This window comes from Microlunatus sp. YIM B11417 (assembly GCF_059617205.1).
This window is the reverse complement of record NZ_JCAMPJ010000001.1, coordinates 387,654-405,811: the sequence shown is the minus strand read 5'-3', so window position 1 is coordinate 405,811 and position 18,158 is coordinate 387,654. Positions and strand designations below refer to the sequence as shown.

The following is an 18,158-nucleotide window of genomic DNA, read 5'->3' as shown; positions in this document are numbered from 1 at the left end:
CTCTTGTCTCATCCCTTGATCGCTCCGGCGATGCTTTCGACGAAGAACCGTTGCAGGACCAGGAACATGATCACGATCGGCAGCATGGCGATCGTCGACGCCGCCGTCATCACGCCCCAGTCGGCGAAGTAGTCGTTCCGGAGAGCGTAGACGCCGACCGCCAGGGTCTGGAGTTCGGGCCGGGTCAGGGTGAGCACCAGGGGCAGCAGGAACGAGTTCCAGGACTGCATGAACTGCAAGATCACCGCGGTCGCGGTGACCGGCTTGGCCAGCGGCAGATAGACCGAGGCGAAGATGCGCAGGAAGCCGGCACCGTCGACCCTGGCCGCCTCCTCGAGTTCGCGCGGCAGTTGGGAGAAGTAGCCGGCGAACAGCAGCACCTGGACCACGCCGACGCCGCCGGCCTCGGCCAGGGTCACGCCCCACAGCGACCCGGACAGCCCGAGCGCGTCGATCAGGTCGTACACCGGGATGATCGTGTACCCCTCCGGCAGGAAGATCACCAGCGCGAAGATCGCGATCACCCACTTCTTGCCGGCGAACCGGTAGCGGCCGAGGGCGTACCCCATCAGGGCGGCGACGGTGACCGAGATGACGATCGAACCGGCGGTGACGAAGACCGAGTTGAAGAAGAACCGGCCCATGTCGGCCTCGGTCCAGGCCCGGGCCCAGTTGCCGATCCGGAGCACCGGGTTGAACGGGTTGAGCGAGCCGAAGATCTCCGTGGTGTTCTTCACCGACGACGACAGCGTCCAGATGAACGGGTAGATCCAGGCCAGGCCGATCAGCAGCAGCACGGCCGACATCACGACCGCCCAGATCTTCTCCCGCCGGGAGAACTGCTTCTGTTTGATCTTGCGGGGCTTGGTCTCGGCCGGCCGCTCCGGTGCCAGGGTCGCGGTCATGATCGATCACGCCCGTCGGTGCCGAAGCTGGCCCGGGCCTCGGCCACCTTGCGCGCGGCCCAGAGCTGGACCACGGTGAAGATCAACGTCGCGACGCCGAAGAAGCAGCCGGCGGCCGACGCGTAGCCCAGCCGCGGCACCGAACCCATCTCCGGCTGGAAGGCGGTCTGGTAGATGTAGATCTCGATCAGCTGGGTGGAGAAGTACGGCCCGCCGCCGGTCATCGTCCAGACGATGCCGAACGCGTGCAGGTTGTCCTTCGCGGTGAGGATGATGATGATCACCGCGAACGGCAGCAGGATCGGCAGCCGGATGTGCCGCAGGATCCCCCACATCCCGGCGCCGTCGATCCGGGCCGCCTCGATGTAGTCCTGCGGGATCGTCTGCAGCGCGGCAAGCCAGTAGATCATGGTGATGCCGAAGTTCTTCCAGACGTGCACCAGCAGCACGGTCCACAGCGACAGGCCCGGGTCGGACAGGAACTCGACCGGCTGCTGGACCAGGCCGGAACCGACCAGGACCGTGTTCAGCGGACCGTTGTTCGGGCTGAGCACGAACGTCATCACCACGCCGATCACCGCGGCCGCGGCCGTGACCGGCAGGAAGAACATCGTCCGGAACACGGGCGACAGGCGCATCGCCTTCTGGTTCAGGACGATCGCCACCAGCAGTGCCAGGATCACCCGGATCGGCGTCCCGACCAGCATGAAGATCGCCGACCGGCCGAAGGCCGACCAGAACATCGGGTCCTGGACCAGTTCCGCGTAGTTGTCCAGGCCGACGAACGTCATCTGCTCGGTGAAGCCGGACCAGCGCATGGTCGAGAACACCCACGACATGATCATCGGGTAGAACGTGAACATCGCGGTCAAGATCAACGCCGGCAGCAGGAACAGGTAACACCAGCGGGCGTTGACCCGCTCGTACCAGCCGCCGACCCGGCGCTGGACCCGCTGCTGCAGATCTCCGACGGTGGGGGCGATCGTCACCTGATCACCCGAGCTCGTCGTAGTCGGCCTTGGTGTAGTCCTTGGTCGGGTCCCAGTTCGGGAACTTCCAGTCATCGATCGAGACCTCGGCACCCTCCTTGCGGGCGGCCTCGATCGCGGTCTCCAGGGACGCCTGCTGCTTCTCGCCGAACTCGGCGAACAGCTGCTCGGGCGAGCCCTTGAGCTGCCCGGTGAAGATGCCGGCCATCAGGTCCTGCCAGCGCGGCTGGACCTCCTTGCGGAGCAGCGTCACCTGGGCCACCGCGGGGTTGCGGATCGCCGCCTGCGGCGCCGCCTTCATGATCTTGGCCGCCAGGTCCGAGGCCGCCTTGGCGTTCGCGTCCAGCAGTCCGGGCTGGTCGGCGGCGTCGTTGTTCTCCTGCTTCAGCGAGACCAGGTTCCCCTCGCTCAGGATGACCAGCATCTTCTGGCCGTCCGGGCTGCCCATGTAGTTGAGCAGCTGGCCGGCGACCGTCGGATACTTGGTCTTGGCGTACACCCACGGGTTGTTGGCCCCGTTCTGCGCGAACGGCACCACCCAATCGGTGTTGCCGTCCGGACTCGGCACCGGGCCCATCGCGTACTTCCAGTCCGGCGCATTCCGCTTCCAGGCCGGGATGTCCCACGGCCCGTTGAAGATCATGCCCGCCTTGCCGGCCGGCATCTGGGCCCGGCCGTCGGCGATCTTGAGACTGAGGAAGCCGGGCACGACGAGCTTGTCGGTGACCAGCTTCTGCAGGAATTCGAACGCCTGCAACACCTCCGGCGCATCCACGCGGTACTCGCCGGTGATCGGGTCCATGCCGGGGATCGGACCGCCGATCTTGCCCCAGCCCGCACTCTGCGCCAGCATCGTCACCACGCCGCCCAGGCTGTCGGCACCGATGATCATGCCGACCTTGCCGGCCGCGACCACCTTGGTCAGGGCCGCGTGCAGGTCGTCCCAGGTCTTGAGCTGGGTCACCGGGTCGTCGATCCCGGCCGCGGCCAGGTTGGCCGTGTCGTAGAAGGACATGAACTCGAGTCGCCGGTCGGAGCTCAGCGGGAACGAATAGATCTTGTCGTTGAAGACGTGCACGCCGGGCACGAAGGCGGTCTCGGCGAAGTTGGCTCGCCAGGCCTCGAAGTCCGGGATCACCTGCTCCAGCGGTTGCACCCAGCCCTCGTTGACCGCGGTCGCGGCCGGCACGTTGTTCGGCACCGCGAAGATGTCCGGGGCACTGCCGTTGCGGATACCGAGCGGGACCACCTGGTTCACGGTCTCCCAGCCACTGCCCTGGTAGTCGGTCTTGATGTTGGCGTGCTTCTTGGAGAACGCGGCCAGCACGGCCTTCTCGTACACGGACTTGAGGTCGCCGCTGTCGCACCAGCGGAAGGTGATCTCCTCGGTCGGCAGCTCGGTGCCGTAGTCCGGGATCGTGATCTCGCTACCGCGCGGCGCCTCCGAACCCGGCCCCTGGCCGGTGTCGACCTGGCAGCCCACCAGGGTGGCCGCGCCGACCGCGGACAGCCCGCCGATCAGCGTCCGGCGGCTCAATCGGGTTGTCATCGTCTGACTCCTCTGCATGGAAGCTGATGGTGAAGCGCCTCGCCACAATTTCCCAGAATCCTAGTAGGCATTACTGGGTACGGGTCGCGCTGTCTCATCGAGCCGACCGGGCTCCTCATCGGGCTTGCCATGACCCGGCTCCTTTGCCGTAGGTTGGTTATGCGCATCACCAAACCTGATCACCGGGTCGATGTCAACCGGTCCGACGGCGCATCTCGGTTACGATCCGGCAGACGGTGGTGGGAGGAGTGACATGGCTCAGCAGCGGAACGGGCGTCCGAGCACGCAGGCCGACGTGGCCAAACTGGCCGGCGTCTCCGTGGCCACCGTGTCCTACGTCGCCAACGGCCGCCGGCCGGGCCGGAAGAACGCCGCGACGCCGGAGATCACCGCCCGGGTGACGGAGGCGATGCGCCAGCTGGACTACCGGCCGCGTCGAGCCGGCCGGGTGCTGGCCCGGAACCGGACCGACCTGGTGGCCGTGGTCGCGTACTCGCCGTTCAACCCCTGGATGCTGAACCTGATCACCGAGATCGAGGAGGTGGCCGCCGAACGCGGCCTGGACGTGGTCATCCTGCGCTACGGCCATACCCCGAACGCCATAGACCGGGTCGAGCGTCAACTCCTGGACGGCCTGGCCGACGCGGCCGTCATTCTCGGATCGACCGACTTCTCGGCCGCCCGGCTGCAACGGATCAGCGCCCGGATCCCCGTCACGGTCACCGGTGACCGGTATCGACCACGGGGCTTCGACGTCATGGCCCAGCTGCACCCGGCAGCCGTCCGCGAGGCCGCCCGGTTGTTGATCAGCCGCAAGGTCCGGCGGCCGGTGTTCTTCGGCCCGCTGTCCGGGGACCGGGATCGGGTCGACGCCTTCGTGTCGACGTTTCGTGATCATGGCTATCCGGAGAGCTCGATCGCCGTCGTGCCGCATCGCAAGGACGACGTCGACAGCTTCTTCGAGTTCCGCGACCAGCTGGTGGAACTCCTCGACCAGCCACGGAGCAAGAGACCCGATGCCATTCTGACCAGCGCCGACCGGGCCGCCATCTCGGCGATCTGGGCCGCCATGCAGCTCGGCATCTCGGTCCCGGACGAACTCAAGATCATCGGCTCCGGCAACATCCCGGACGGCGCAGAGATCAAGCCGGCGCTGACCACGATCGGCGCTGAGACGGCGGCCTATCGCCCGATGCTACGACGACTGCTGGACCGGATCGAGGCACCCGACACCCCGACCCGCACCGTTGCCGTACCGTGGCGACTGATCATCAGGGAGACCACATGAGCCGCCGGCCGCACGTCGTGATCTTCAATCCCGATCAGTGGCGCGGCGACGTGCTCGGCCACGTCGGCAACCCGGCCGCCGTCACGCCGAACCTTGATCAGCTGGTGTCGACCGACGCGGTCAGCTTCCGGAACGCGTTCTGCCAGAACCCGGTCTGTACGCCGAGCCGCTGCTCGTTCATGAGCGGCTGGTATCCGCACGTCCGCGGCCATCGCACCATGCACCACATGATGCGGCCGGACGAGCCGGTACTGCTGCGGACGCTGAAGGAGAACGGCTACGTCGTCTGGTGGGGCGGCAAGAACGATCTCGTCCCGGCGCAGTCCGGCTTCGACGCGTACTGCCACGTCAAGCACCGACCCGACCCGGAGCAGGTCCGGCCGATGTTCGCGCTGGACCGGCAGGCCGACTGGCGGGGCGACCCCGGCTCGGACACGTACTACTCCTTCCTCGTCGGCCGGCTGCCGACCGAGGACGGCGAGCACTACCCGGACAGCGACTGGGCCCACGTCCACGCAGCGATCGATCAGATCCACCGCTGGGCCGGCCAAGATCACGACGAGGACGAGGCTCTCTGCCTGTATCTGCCCCTCACCTACCCGCACCCGCCCTACGGGGTCGAGGATCCGTGGTTCTCCATGATCGATCCGGAGCTGCTGCCGGACCGGCCGGTCGGTCCCGATCCGGCCTCGGACGGTGAGCCGGCGATGCTGGCCGGGATCCGTTCCCGACAAGGCCTGACCGGCTGGTCCGAGGACCGCTGGCGGGAGCTCCGGGCCACCTACTACGGGATGTGCGCGCGGGTCGATCACCAGCTCGGCCTGGTGCTGCAGGCACTGCGCGACGCCGGGATGTACGACGACACGGCACTGTTCTTCTTCTCCGATCATGGTGACTTCACCGGCGACTACGGCCTGGTGGAGAAGACCCAGAACACGTTCTCCGACTGCCTGACCCGGGTGCCGTTGATCATCAAGCCGCCGGCGTCGGTGCCGATCGAGGCCGGCGTCAGGGACGCCCTGGCCGAGTTGATCGACGTGCCCGCCACGGTGGAGGCGCTGACCGGGATCACGCCGGGGCACACCCACTTCGGACGGTCCCTGCTGCCGGTGATCAGCGGCGCCGTCCATGATCATCGCGACGCCGTGTTCTGCGAGGGCGGCCGGTTGCGGGGCGAGCGGCAGGCGATGGAGCTGGAGAGTTCGGCGTCGGACGATCCGACCGGTCTCTACTGGCCCCGGTTGTCCCTGCAGGCCGGCGACGGACCCGAGCACGGCAAGGCCGCGATGTGCCGGACCGCCGACCACAAGTACGTGCACCGGCTCTACGAGACCGACGAACTCTACGATCTTCGCGCCGACCCGGCCGAGACCCGCAACGTGATCAACGACCCCGGCTACGCCGAGGTCGCGCGGATCCTGTCGCTGCGCCTGCTCGCCTGGTACCAGGAGACCGCCGACGCCGTACCGCACGAGGCGGACACCCGCTAGCCACGACGATCCTCGAGCCGGTCGGAGGGGGTAAGGCCCATCGCGCTTGGCCCTTCGACAAGCTCAGGGCGCAGGTTCGGCTTGGCCCTTCGACAAGCTCAGGGCGCGTTGGGCCTAGCTGCCGAGCAGGCGGCGGGCGATCACCAGGCGCTGGATCTGGTTCGTACCCTCGAAGATCTGCGGCGCCTTCGCCTCCCGCATGTACCGCTCGGCCGGGAAGTCCCGGGTGTAGCCGTAGCCGCCGAGCACCTGGACCGCGTCCGTGGTCACCCGCATCGCCGCGTCGGTCGCGGTCAGCTTGGCCACCGCCGCGTCGCGGGTGAAATCGAGGCCCGCATCGCGCTTGCGGGCCGCGTACAGATAGGTGGCCCGGGCCGTGTCGACGGCCGCCGCCAGCTCCGCCAGCAGGAACTGCAGTCCTTCGAACTCGGCGATCGGCCGGCCGAACTGGATCCGCTCCTTCGCGTAGTCGACCGCGAGATCGAGGGCCGCCCGGGCCAGCCCGGTCGCACAGGCGGCGATGCCGAGGCGGCCGGAATCCAAGGCGGACAAGGCGATCCGCATGCCGTCGCCCTCGGCGCCGATCCGGCGATCCGCCGCCACCCGTACCGCGTCGAAATAGACCTGGGCGGTCGGCGACGCGGTCAGGCCCATCTTGCGTTCCGGCGGCCCGAAGCTCAGCCCTTCGGCGTCCGCGGGCACCAGGAAGCAGCTCATCCCGTGCTTCGGGTCCTCACCGGTCCGCGCGAACGCGACGTAGTAGTCCGCCACCCCGGCATGGCTGATCCAGGCCTTCGTGCCGTCGAGCTGGTAGTCGCCGTTGTCGCGCTTGGCCCGAGTGGTCATCGCCGAGATGTCCGAACCGGCCTGGGACTCCGACAGGGCGTACGCGCCGAGCAGGTCGCCCTTGATCAACTCGGGCAGCCACCGTTCGCGCTGCTCCGGCGTGCCGTGCCGCAGCAGCACCGCGCAGGTCATCACGTGCACCGAGACTCCGACGCCGACCGTCATCCAGGAGGCCGCGACCTCCTCCAGCGCCTGCAGATAGACCTCGTACGGCTGTTCCAGGCCGCCGAACCGTTCCGGGTACGGCATCCCGAGCAGCCCGGCCTCGCCGAGCATCCGGAACGCGTCCCGCGGGAACTCCCCCGCCTCCTCCGCCGCCGCGGCACGCGGCGCCAGCCGTTCCTGGGCGATCTCCGACACCAGGTCGACCAGTTCCGTCGCCTCCGGCGTTGGCAGCAGCCGCTCCACCGCCATGATCACCGCTCCCTTGATCGAGCGAAGAGGGATGGCCCCCTTCGGATCCCCCGCACACACTCCGCGCACAGACTATGCGCCTTGTCTCCACAAACGGTACTGAATTCAGTACGCCAGTACCGCAGTCGTACACGAGTAGGCTAGCTCAAGTGATTCCGCTGCTCTCTGGTTCGCACGCCCGCCAGCTGACCCGGCGCCAGGGACAGTTGCGAGATCAACTCGTCAGGCTGGTCCTCGCCGAGGGTTTCTCGACCTTCACGATGGATCAGTTCGCGGCCCGGCTGCGCTGTTCCAAGCGCACCCTCTACACCTTGGCCCGGAGCAAGGAACAGCTGGCGACGCTTGCGGTACGGGAGTTCTTCCGGGCGGCGACCGAACAGGTCGAGACGGCGATCCGCCGGGTCCGCCAGCCGGCCCGCCGGGTGGTCGCCTACCTGCAGGCGGTGGCGGCGGCCCTGGCTCCGGCCTCCCGCGAGTTCCACGACGACGTCGCCGGCTTCCGGCCGGCTCGCGAGATCTACCAGCGCAACACCGAAGCCGCCGCCCAGCGGGTCCGGGAGCTGATCGACGACGGACGCCGGGCCGGTGCGTTCCGCAACGTGCCGACCGCGTTCATCGCCGAGGTCATCGCGGCGACCATGCAGCGGATCACCAGCGGCGAGATCCAGGCGTCGACCCGGCTGTCCGACGCCGCCGCCTACACGGAACTGGCCCGACTCGTCGTGGCTGCGGTACGACGCTGAGGGCAATTACGCTTCCGCCATGGACGACGACCTGCATCAGCTGGGCGAGGACCTGGTCACCACCTCGGCCCGGATCATGCGGTGGACGCCCAAGGACGGCTACTCGCTCAGTCTCGCCTCGGCGCGGATCCTGGCTCGGCTGATCGACAACGGGCCGACCCGGATCAGCAACCTCGCCGCGCTGGAACGTTCGTCCCAACCGACCATCACCAACCACGTGAAGCGGCTCGAGGCCGACGGCTTGGTCCGCCGCGACACCGACGCCGGTGACGCCCGGGTCTGGGTGATCACCGCGACCGACGAGGGGCTCCGCCAGATGCGGGCGATGCGGCATCAGCTCGGCACCAACGTCGAGCCGTATCTGGCCGAGCTCTCCGACGCGGACCGGGCCAAGCTGCGGGAGGGGCTGGCCGTGATGCTGAAACTGATGTCTCTGCGCCGCCCGTAGACCACTAAGCTTGGCGGGTGCTTCGCTTCTACGACTCGGCTACCCGGCAGATCCGGGCCTTCGACCCGGTGGAACCCGGGAAGGTCTCGATCTACCACTGTGGCCTGACCGTACAGAGTGCGCCGCACCTCGGCCACATCCGCAAGGAGGTCAACTTCGACGTCCTGCGGCGCTGGCTGACGTACCGCGGGTTCGAGGTGACGGTGATCGCGAACGTCACCGACATCGAGGACAAGATCTTGATCAAGTCCGCCGAGGCCGGCCGGCCCTGGTTCGCGCACGCGTATCGGTTCGAGCGCGAACTGCACGATGCGTACGCGGCGTTGGGCTGCCTGCCGCCGACGTACGAGCCGCGGGCGACCGGGCACATCCCGGAGATGATCGAGTTGATCACCGCGTTGATCGACCGCGGGCACGCCTACGTGGCCGCGGACGGGTCCGGCGACGTCTACTTCGACGTCCGGTCCTGGCCGGACTACGGTTCCCTGTCCGGACAGCGGATCGAGGACATGGAGCCCGATCCCGATCACGACTTCCCGGGTAAGCGGGACCCGCGCGACTTCGCGCTCTGGAAGGGCTACAAGCCCGAGGAGCCCGCCACCGCGTCCTGGCCGACGCCGTGGGGCCGCGGCCGACCCGGCTGGCACATCGAGTGCTCGGCGATGGCGGGCAAGTATCTCGGCGACGAGTTCGACATCCACGGCGGCGGTCTCGACCTCCGCTTCCCGCACCACGAGAACGAACTGGCCCAGTCCACCGCGGCCGGCCAGAAGTTCGCCCGGGTCTGGATGCACAACGCCTGGGTCACCGCAGCCGGCGAGAAGATGAGCAAATCGCTCGGCAACGGCGCGCTGGTCTCGGAAGTGATCAAGCGGCATTCGCCGCGTGCCGTGCGGTTCTACCTGGTCCAGCCGCACTACCGGTCGGCGATCGAGTACGCGGACGCGTCCGTCGGCGAGGCCGCCGCGGCACTGGCCCGGATCGACCACTTCGTCGAGCGGGCGGGCGAACTGGTCTGCCCGGTCGAAGATCAGATTCCGGACGAGTTCGCCGCCGCGATGGATGATGATCTTGGTACGGCCGGTGCGGTCGCGGTGATCTTCAACGCGGTCCGGGACGGCAATTCGGCCATCGCGGCCGGTGATCTTGATCAGGTGGCGCTCTTGTCGGGCCAGGTGCGCGGCATGCTCGCCGTGCTCGGGCTGGCCGCCGACGATCCGATCTGGGGCGTCGACCCGGGTGACCGAGATCGCTATCGCCGGGTGATCGACGGGCTGGTGGCGGAGTTGATCAAGCAGCGCGCGGACGCCCGGGGCCGCAAGGACTACCCGGCCGCAGACGCGATCCGCTCGTCGCTGACCGGCCTCGGGGTCGAGCTGACCGATACGCCCGACGGGACCCGGTGGACCCTGCGGGCCGCCGCCCCCACGACGCCGACGGAGGACTGAGGACTGATGGCGGGCAACAGCCAACGCAAGGGCGCCGTGCGCCGCAAGGGCAAGGGACGCACCGCCGGCTCCGGCGGCCGGGTCCGGCGCGGACTCGAGGGCAAGGGCCCGACGCCGAAGGCCGAGGACCGCCCCTACCACCCGGCGCACAAGGCCAAGCAGGCCCGGAACCGGGCCCAGCCCGGACGGACGGAACGCGGGCCGGACCGGAAGCGGTCCGGCGCCGGCGGCGCCGACTGGGTGGTCGGCCGCAACCCGGTGCTGGAGGCCTTGCAGGCCGGCGTTCCGGTGAAGACCGGCTACGTCGCCGACGGTGCCGACCGGGACGACCGGCTCCGGGAGATCCTCAAGATCGCCGCCGAACAGCACCTGCCGCTGCTCCAGGTGACCCGGTCCGAACTGGACCGGCTGACCGCCGAGGCCGTGCACCAGGGTGTCGCGCTGCAGCTGCCCGAGTACACGTACGCCCACCCGGACGACCTGCTGGACCAGGTGCTGGACGCCGGCGAGCGCGGTCTCGCCGTCGCCTTGGACGGTGTCTCCGACCCGCGCAACCTGGGCGCGATCGTGCGGTCGGCGGCCGCTTTCGGCGCGCAGGGTGTGCTGATCCCGGAGCGACGGGCGGCCGGCATGACGGCCGCCGCCTGGAAGTCCTCCGCCGGTGCCGCGGCCCGGCTCCCGGTGGCGCGGGCGACGAACCTGAACCGGGCCTTGCGGGCGTACGCCGAGGCGGGCGTCACCCTGGTCGGCCTCGATGCCGGCGGCGAGGCCTCGATCGGCGAGCTGACCGGCGAGAACGCCGGCGGGCCGACCGTGCTGGTGATCGGCGGCGAGGGGGCCGGGCTGTCCCGGCTGGTCCGGGAAGCCTGTGACGTGATCGCCTCCATCCCGATCGCCGCCGAGGTCGAGTCCCTGAACGCCGGGGTCGCCGCCGGGATCGCGCTCTACGAGTTGTCCCGCTCTTAATCGCGTTGCGCGCCCGGCCGACCGATGGGCAGAGTGTCGGCATGCTCTCGTACTGAATGATCCTGGTCCGCGCACGCATTCCGACATCCTGAGGAGGAGTCGCGATGGAGCACCATCGCTGCACCTGCTGAGAGGGGACGGCGCCGAGGCCGGTGCGACGAGATGACACCTACCGGTGGCCATTGGCGCACGCTGATGGACAGTGGTCAGGACAGTTCTCAAACCTGACAGAGGTTCGGATCCGCGCCCGCTCGATCGAGCGAGGGCGGTGAAGCAGGAACCGGAAGTAATCGCCCCAGCAGCGGGCGGTGAATCGCGTCCCTCTCTCGTCCAGCCCGGCACCCCGATTCCGGGGAAGAACCAACGGAACCCTCCGCCTTCGCAGTCGTCTTCCTTCGACCGCGGAGCGGCAGAGTGTCTCGCACAACCGAAAACCAGTCCTTCACCTGCGCCCACTGCGGCGCCGGGGTCCGCCCGCTCGCGGGCGGCAGCTACCGCAATCACTGCCCGCACTGCCTGTGGTCGGTGCACGTCGACGTCCGCCCGGGCGACCGCGCCGCCGAGTGTGGCGGCCCGATGGCGCCGACCCGGCTGGTCCAGCCGCGCGGCAAGAAGCTCGCCGTCGTGCACCGCTGCCTGGCCTGCGGCGTCGAGTCGACCAACCGGCTCGCCGTCGACGACCCGGTGCAGCCCGACGACCCGTCGGCCATCGCCGCGGTGCAGGCGGCGATGCTGTCGACCTCGCTCAGCGAGGCGCCGAACGTTCGGCCGCGCGAGCGAGCCGGCCGGCGACGGCCGCCACCACCTCGGTCAGCTCGGCCGGCTCGAGCACCGTGAACTCGGCCTCGAGCAGGCCGACGTAGACGGCGACCTCGGTCAGCGAGGCCGAGCCGGTCTGCACTTCGCAGCGGCCGTCCGGGAGCGGGGTGACCGCGGCGACGGTCGGCCCGAACACGTCGCGGACCCGGTCCGCCGAGGCCTCGACCAGCAGCCGGCATTCGTAGCGGTAGGCGCTGGTCGTGATGCCCCGGACCAGGTCCTGCTCCAGGTCGTCCGGTAGCGGCCGGGGCGCGAACTTCGGACCGTTCGGGGTCCGCAACCGGAGCCGGTCCAGCCGGAAGTTGCGCCAGTCGGACTGGTCCAGGTCCCAGGCGTAGAGGTACCAGTTCCGGCCGGCGTGCAGCACCCGGTACGGCTCGACCGTGCGCCGGATCTCGGTCCCGTCGTGCCGTCGGTACGTCAGCCGCAGTTGATCGTGCTCCTCGACCGCCCGGGCCAGAGCGAGCAGCAGGTCCGGATCGGCCGACCGACCGCCGCCGGCAACGGTGCCGATTCCCTTGGAGATCGTGTCCACCCGGTGGCGCAGCCGCGACGGCAGCACCTGCTTGAGCTTGATCAGGGCCCGGATCGCGGCCTCGTCCAACCCGGCCAGCCCGGCCACGGTCGCCTGCTGCAGCCCGACGCTGACCGCGATCGCCTCGTCGTCCTCGAGCAGCAGCGGCGGAAGCTCGGCGCCGGCACCCAGTTGGTAGCCGCCGCCGACGCCGGGCAGCGCATTGACCGGATAGCCGAGCCGCCGCAGCCGGTCCACGTCGCGGCGCACCGTCCGGTCGGTGACCTCGAGTCGCTCGGCCAGTTCGGCGGCCAGCCAGCTGCGCCGCGACTGGAGCAGCGCGAGCAGCCGGAGCAGTCGTCCGGAGGTCTCCCACATGCAAGGAATTCTCGCAGCAATTCCGGACCGAACCTGTCCGGGTCGGTCGACAGCATGGTGGTCATGAACCACGAGAGCGATCGCGCGATCCACCCCTTCACGATCGACATCCCGCAGGCCGAGCTCGACGATCTGCGGCGCCGGCTCGAGCAGGCCCGACTGCCCGAGCCGCTGCCCGGCGACGACTGGGACACCGGCGTTCCGCTGCCGTACCTGCGGGAGCTCGTCGACCACTGGCGGAGCGGCTACGACTGGCGCGCCGAGGAGGCCAGGCTGAACGCCCGGCCGCAGTTCCGGACCGTGATCGACGGCCAGCCGATCCACTTCCTGCACGTCCGGTCCGAGCGGGAGGACGCCGTACCGCTGCTGCTCACCCACGGTTGGCCCGGCTCGATCGCCGAGTTCCTCGACGTGATCGACCCGCTGACCGACCCGGACGGACACGGAGCTTCCGGCGCGCCTGCCTTCCACGTCGTCATCCCGTCACTGCCCGGCTTCGGCTTCTCGTCGCCGCTGGCCGGAGCCGGCTGGGACACCACGAAGATCGCCTCGGCCTGGGTCGAGCTGATGGACCGGCTCGGCTACCGGCGGTTCGTCACCCAGGGCGGCGACATCGGAGCGGCGGTGTCGCCCGAGGTGGCCCGGCAGGCCCCGGACCGGGTGATCGGCGTCCACCTGAACGGCAACGCCGGGATGCCGTGGAACGTGAGCGACGAGGACCGAGCCGAACTGACAGCGCTGGAACTGGACCGGCTGGAACGGGTGGCCTCCTTCCTCCGCAACGAGTACGGCTACATCTCCATCCAGAGCACCCGGCCGCAGCTGATCGGCGCCGCGCTGTCCGACTCGCCGGTCGGCCAGCTGGCCTGGATCGTGGACAAGTTCCGGCAGTGGACCCATCCGGTCACCACGCTGCCGGACGCGATCATCGACCGGGACCGGCTGCTGACCAACGTCATGCTCTACTGGCTGACCCGGACGGCGGGCTCGGCCGCCTACGTCGGCTATGCGCTGGACGGTTCGGGCTGGGGCGCGCCGCCGGAGCCGTCCGGAGTGCCCACCGCGGTGATCGTCTTCGCACACGATGTCGGCATCCGCCGGTACGCCGAGGCCGAGCACACCGTCGTCCGTTGGACCGATGTCCCGGATCGCGGCGGCCACTTCGCGGCGTTGGAGGAGCCGGGCCTGCTGCTCGCGGACCTGCGCGAGTTCGTCGCCGCCCTGCCCGGTTGATCATCGGCGGGCGAGTGAGGTACAGACGCAGACCCGATTGCCGTCGGGGTCGGCGAGCACGGTGAACGACGGAGCCCCGGCCTCGTCCACCACCCTGCCGCCGGCCGCCACGGCCGCCGCGATCCGGTCCTCGGCGACCTCCGGCGCGAGCCAGAGGTCGAGATGCCAGCGCTGCCGCGGCGGATCATGATCATCGGTGCGCTGGAACCACAGCGACGGCACCCGGTCGGTCGGGTCGAAGACCTCGTCGTGGACCGTGCCGTCGGCGCTGCCGGTGAGCAGCGCCGCCCAGAACGGTCCGAGCGCGGCCTGGTTCGCCGTGTCCAGCGCGAGCTCCAGCTGGGTGACCTCGCCCGGCTCGGCGATCAGCCCCTGCTCGGCCGCCAGCCGGCTGATCGTCCGAGCCAGGTCGGCCTCCCGCCGGGTCACCCACCGCCCATCGGTCCGGTCGCACAGCGACAGGTCGATCACCGCGCCGAGCAGCCGCACCTCCAACCGGTCACCGGCGCCGTCGGTGCCGAGGAAGTCGGCCGCCGCCCGGACGGCCGAGGCGGAGTCCCGGGCTCGGAACCGAGCGTGCAGTCGCTGGGCCAGCTTGCGCCAGTCGGCCAGCCGCTCGGCCCGGAGCTGTTCGTTGTCGAGAACGTCCATGGCGCAGAACCTGGCACACGGCTCCGACAATCGGTCCCGGACGAACTTCGGCCCCGAAACTGTCACTCCCGTCTGGTACGAGAGCCCGCCGCAAGCCCGGCCAACGCGGTCACGCCCAGAGCGAGCAGCCCGACCAGTGTGAGCGCACCCCCGATGGACACCCGCTGCGCGAGCAGCCCGATCAACGGCGGCCCGGTCAGGAACGCGCCGAAGCCGAGCGTCGCGACGGCCGAGATCGCACCGGCGGAGTTGTCCCGGCCGTGCTCGCCCGCGGCGGTGATCGCGGCCGGGAACACCACGGACAGGCCGAGCCCCCACAGGCCCGCGCCAAGGAACGGCCCGACCGGCGAGGGCAGGAACAGCACCGTCGCCACGCCGGCCGCGGTGATCACTCCGCACAGCCGCAGCGTGGTCACCCGGCCGAGCCGGTCCAGCACGAACCCGCCGGTCAAGCGGCCGACGGTGATCATCAGGCTGTAGCAGGTGAAGGCCGCCGCCGCGGCGCCCTCGCTGAAGCCGCGCTCGTCGTGGACGTAGAGGGCCAGCCAGTCCGACGCCGACCCCTCGCCGATGTTGGAGCAGAGCAGCATCACGGCCAGCATGATCACCGGCAGGGTGAGGGCCTTCGCGTCCGGCCGGGCCCGGCGTCCGTCCCGTACCGGAGCGCGGTGATCACGCCAGAACTGCGTGGCAACCGTGTTGGCGACGGCGAAGACCGGCAGCACCAGCCAGAAGTGCGGACCGAACGGGAGCCCGAGTCCGGCCACCGCTGCGCCGAGCGCCGAGCCGAGCAGCAGGCCGCCGCTCCACAGCCCGTGCAGGGCCGGCATCACGGACCGGCCTACCGCTCGTTCGACGTCCGCGCCGTGCACGTTGAGCATCACCTCGAACAGACCGGTCCCCGCTCCGGCCAGCAACAGCACCGCCGCGAACGCGATCGGGGACGTGACCAGCGGCAACGCGGCATAGGTCACCGCGACCACCAGGCCGGCGACCAGGCAGACCCGGCGGCTGGCGAAGCGGCGCGACAACCGGCCGCCGAACGGCATGCTCGCGAAGGACCCGATGCCGAGACAGACCAGCACCAGCCCGACCGTCTGCAGGTCGGCCTGAAGATGATCACGAACGGCAGGGATCCGGGAGAACCAGGTGCCGGAGACGAACCCGAGCAGGCCGAAACAGACGAACGTGGCCACCAGGTCGCGGCGGGTGTCGGGTCCCATGCTGCAGAAGTCTCTCAAGGGGTGCGCCGGCGACCGGCAGCCGGGTTGTCCACAGATCGAGGCCGACGAATTTCCTTATCCACAGACTTTTTTCTGCCGGCGACAAACCTCCGATCGTCGCTCACGATGGTCCCGCTGCGGTCGTCCGGCCGCGGTGTTGATCATGAAAGGGATCCCATGCATCGCTTCTCGGCTGCCGCCGTCGGCGCCCTCACCACCCTCGTCCTGCTGTTCACCGGCGCGCTGATGGCCGGCGCCACCAGCCCGCCGCGCTCGCTGCCGCCGGGCTGGCTGGACGGCTTCCGGATCGGCTGGGTGCCGCCCGGCGCCGGCGACCTGGTCACCGACTTCGAGTCCGAATGGGAGGAGGTCGGATTCCGGACCCGGGTCTGGGAGACCGGTCCGTCCGAGGAGGGCGGCTACCGGGTCGATCTGCAGGTGGCGATCATGCGCAGCCCGACCTTCACCGACCCGGCGGCGGTCCGGGCGTTCTTGATCAATTGGCTGGAACGGGATCCGGACGGCTGGGCGACGCAGCCGTACCGGCACCCGGACGGCACCGGCTTCGGCGACGACGACGAGCTGTTCTGGCTGGTCGAGCCGGGCGTCGCGGTCCGCGTCTCCGGCAACCCCGAGTCGGTCGACACCCGCGAGCTGCGCCGGACGGCCCGCGCCGTCCGGGCCCTGTCGGGGAGGTGAGGCGCCGTGGTGGGCAGCGATACCCTGAGCAGGCACTGCCGATCCAGCCGAGGAGACCTGCCGCATGACCGATGTGTTCGCGCCCACCACGAACTCGAGCGAGTACGCCGAGCAGGCGTCGACGGCCTACCGCGCCGCCCTGTCGGTGATCGAACAGGTGGAACCGCGGATCGCCGACGCGACCCGGGCCGAGCTCGCCGACCAGCGCGCCTCGCTCAAGCTGATCGCTTCGGAGAACTACGCCTCGCCCGCGGTGCTGCTGACCATGGGCACCTGGTTCTCCGACAAGTACGCCGAGGGCACGATCGGGCACCGCTTCTACGCGGGCTGCCAGAACGTCGACACCGTCGAGGCCCTGGCCGCCGAGCACGCGCGGGAGCTGTTCGGTGCCGAGTACGCCTACGCGCAGCCGCACTCCGGCATCGACGCCAACCTGGTCGCCTTCTGGTCGATCCTGGCCCACCGGGTCGAGACGCCGGCGCTGGCCGATCACGGCGCCAAGACGGTCTACGACCTGTCCGAGGAGGACTGGGAGAAGCTGCGCCGTGCCTTCGGCGAGCAGCGGGCGCTGGGCATGTCGCTGGACGCCGGCGGCCACCTGACCCACGGGTTCCGGCCGAACATCTCGGGCAAGATGTTCCATCAGCGCTCGTACGGGACGGATCCGGAGACCCAGCTGCTCGACTACGACGCGGTCCGGGCCGCGGCGAGGGAGTTCAAGCCGCTGGTGCTGATCGCCGGCTATTCGGCCTACCCGCGCCGGGTGAACTTCGCGACCATGCGGGAGATCGCCGACGAGGTCGGAGCCACCCTGATGGTCGACATGGCCCACTTCGCCGGCCTGGTCGCCGGCAAGGTGTTCACCGGCGACGAGGACCCGGTGCCGCACGCGCACCTCACGACGACGACCACGCACAAGTCGCTGCGCGGCCCGCGCGGCGGTCTCGTGCTGGCCACCAAGGAGTACGCGGACTCGGTCGACCGCGGCTGTCCGATGGTGCTCGGCGGGCCGCTGTCGCACATGATGGCGGCCAAGGCGGTCGCGCTGGCCGAGGCCCGGACCGCGGAGTTCCGGAGCTACGCCCAGGGCGTGGCCGACAACGCCAAGGCGCTGGCCGACGGCTTCCTCCGCCGCGGCGCGAAGCTGGTCACCGGCGGCACCGACAACCACCTGGTGCTGCTCGACGTCTCCGGGATGGGGCTGACCGGGCGGCAGGCCGAGTCGGCGCTGCTCGACGCGGGCATCGTGACGAACCGGAACTCGGTGCCGAGCGACCCGAACGGCGCCTGGTACACCTCGGGCGTCCGGCTGGGCACGCCCGCGCTGACCAGCCGCGGCTTCGGCACGGCGGAGTTCGACCGGGTGGCCGAGCTGGTGGTCGACGTGCTGACCAACACCCAGCCGGCCGCGACGAAGTCAGGCGCGCCGGGCAAGGCGAAGTACGTGCTGGCCGACGGTGTCGCCGACCGGACCAAGGCCGCGTCGGCCGAGCTGCTGGACAAGCACCCGCTGTATCCGGGCCTGGAACTCTGACGTCGACGCCGGGATACCCGG

Annotated in this window: 17 protein-coding genes; 10 read left to right on the top strand and 7 right to left on the bottom strand. The window is 69.9% G+C overall.

Annotated features, from left to right (window positions below; genetic code table 11):
• Window positions 1–8: 8 nt before the first annotated feature.
• From AC6CCG_RS01980 to AC6CCG_RS01970, 3 genes are read right to left on the bottom strand one after another with little or no spacing between them, the layout of a single operon-like run.
• Window positions 9–905: a carbohydrate ABC transporter permease gene (locus AC6CCG_RS01980; RefSeq protein WP_496652766.1), complete on the bottom strand. Its 897-nt coding sequence runs from the start codon at window positions 903–905 to the stop codon at window positions 9–11.
• A complete protein-coding gene (locus tag AC6CCG_RS01975) occupies window positions 902–1,894 on the bottom strand; it encodes a carbohydrate ABC transporter permease (protein ID WP_496652765.1) in 993 nt (330 codons plus the stop codon). The genes AC6CCG_RS01980 and AC6CCG_RS01975 overlap by 4 nt, the downstream gene beginning before the upstream one ends.
• A 4-nt stretch (window positions 1,895–1,898) precedes the next feature.
• Entirely contained in the window at window positions 1,899–3,443 is a 1,545-nt protein-coding gene (locus tag AC6CCG_RS01970; RefSeq protein ID WP_496652764.1) for an ABC transporter substrate-binding protein, read from the bottom strand.
• Window positions 3,444–3,696: 253 nt separating this feature from the next.
• On the opposite strand from AC6CCG_RS01970, the gene AC6CCG_RS01965 reads away from it, so the two are divergent.
• Both AC6CCG_RS01965 and AC6CCG_RS01960 read left to right on the top strand, forming a co-directional pair.
• Window positions 3,697–4,731: a LacI family DNA-binding transcriptional regulator gene (locus AC6CCG_RS01965; protein ID WP_496652763.1), complete on the top strand. Its 1,035-nt coding sequence runs from the start codon at window positions 3,697–3,699 to the stop codon at window positions 4,729–4,731.
• On the top strand, window positions 4,728–6,221 hold the full coding sequence (locus AC6CCG_RS01960; protein WP_496652762.1) for a sulfatase family protein: 1,494 nt from the start codon (window positions 4,728–4,730) through the stop codon (window positions 6,219–6,221). Before AC6CCG_RS01965 ends, AC6CCG_RS01960 begins: the two co-directional genes overlap by 4 nt.
• Window positions 6,222–6,335: 114 nt before the next feature.
• On the opposite strand, the gene AC6CCG_RS01955 is transcribed toward AC6CCG_RS01960, so the two are convergent.
• Window positions 6,336–7,481, bottom strand: coding sequence for an acyl-CoA dehydrogenase family protein (locus tag AC6CCG_RS01955; RefSeq protein WP_496654379.1), 1,146 nt, complete (start codon window positions 7,479–7,481; stop codon window positions 6,336–6,338).
• Window positions 7,482–7,630: 149 nt separating this feature from the next.
• Between AC6CCG_RS01955 and AC6CCG_RS01950 the strand changes: the two genes are divergently transcribed.
• The 5 genes from AC6CCG_RS01950 (at window position 7,631) to AC6CCG_RS01930 (ending at window position 11,923) form a co-directional block, all read left to right on the top strand.
• A complete protein-coding gene (locus AC6CCG_RS01950) occupies window positions 7,631–8,224 on the top strand; it encodes a TetR/AcrR family transcriptional regulator (protein ID WP_496652761.1) in 594 nt (197 codons plus the stop codon).
• Between the two features lie 19 nt (window positions 8,225–8,243).
• Window positions 8,244–8,672 carry a MarR family winged helix-turn-helix transcriptional regulator gene (locus tag AC6CCG_RS01945; RefSeq protein WP_496652760.1) on the top strand — a complete coding sequence of 143 codons (429 nt, stop codon included), beginning with the start codon at window positions 8,244–8,246 and terminating at the stop codon, window positions 8,670–8,672.
• Between the two features lie 17 nt (window positions 8,673–8,689).
• Window positions 8,690–10,120, top strand: a complete 1,431-nt coding sequence (gene cysS, locus AC6CCG_RS01940; protein ID WP_496652759.1) for a cysteine--tRNA ligase — start codon at window positions 8,690–8,692, stop codon at window positions 10,118–10,120.
• A gap of 6 nt (window positions 10,121–10,126) precedes the next feature.
• Window positions 10,127–11,086 carry a 23S rRNA (guanosine(2251)-2'-O)-methyltransferase RlmB gene (gene rlmB, locus AC6CCG_RS01935; RefSeq protein WP_496652758.1) on the top strand — a complete coding sequence of 320 codons (960 nt, stop codon included), beginning with the start codon at window positions 10,127–10,129 and terminating at the stop codon, window positions 11,084–11,086.
• A 414-nt stretch (window positions 11,087–11,500) separates the two neighbouring features.
• Window positions 11,501–11,923: an RNHCP domain-containing protein gene (locus tag AC6CCG_RS01930; protein ID WP_496652757.1), complete on the top strand. Its 423-nt coding sequence runs from the start codon at window positions 11,501–11,503 to the stop codon at window positions 11,921–11,923.
• Here the strand turns inward: AC6CCG_RS01930 and AC6CCG_RS01925 are convergent.
• The gene (locus AC6CCG_RS01925) at window positions 11,832–12,797 is read right to left on the bottom strand and encodes a helix-turn-helix transcriptional regulator (protein WP_496652756.1); all 966 of its coding nucleotides are present in this window, start codon (window positions 12,795–12,797) and stop codon (window positions 11,832–11,834) included. The genes AC6CCG_RS01930 and AC6CCG_RS01925 overlap by 92 nt on opposite strands.
• A gap of 63 nt (window positions 12,798–12,860) precedes the next feature.
• Between AC6CCG_RS01925 and AC6CCG_RS01920 the strand changes: the two genes are divergently transcribed.
• Entirely contained in the window at window positions 12,861–14,030 is a 1,170-nt protein-coding gene (locus AC6CCG_RS01920) for an epoxide hydrolase family protein (protein WP_496652755.1), read from the top strand.
• On the opposite strand, the gene AC6CCG_RS01915 is transcribed toward AC6CCG_RS01920, so the two are convergent.
• Both AC6CCG_RS01915 and AC6CCG_RS01910 read right to left on the bottom strand, forming a co-directional pair.
• On the bottom strand, window positions 14,031–14,681 hold the full coding sequence (locus tag AC6CCG_RS01915; RefSeq protein ID WP_496652754.1) for a VOC family protein: 651 nt from the start codon (window positions 14,679–14,681) through the stop codon (window positions 14,031–14,033). It abuts the gene before it with no gap.
• Between the two features lie 62 nt (window positions 14,682–14,743).
• Window positions 14,744–15,904, bottom strand: a complete 1,161-nt coding sequence (locus AC6CCG_RS01910) for an MFS transporter (RefSeq protein WP_496652753.1) — start codon at window positions 15,902–15,904, stop codon at window positions 14,744–14,746.
• A gap of 177 nt (window positions 15,905–16,081) precedes the next feature.
• On the opposite strand from AC6CCG_RS01910, the gene AC6CCG_RS01905 reads away from it, so the two are divergent.
• Complete coding sequence (locus AC6CCG_RS01905) at window positions 16,082–16,603, top strand: hypothetical protein (protein ID WP_496652752.1); 522 nt, start codon at window positions 16,082–16,084, stop codon at window positions 16,601–16,603.
• A 64-nt stretch (window positions 16,604–16,667) separates the two neighbouring features.
• Complete coding sequence (locus tag AC6CCG_RS01900; RefSeq protein WP_496652751.1) at window positions 16,668–18,137, top strand: glycine hydroxymethyltransferase; 1,470 nt, start codon at window positions 16,668–16,670, stop codon at window positions 18,135–18,137.
• The last annotated feature ends 21 nt before the right edge of the window (window positions 18,138–18,158 follow it).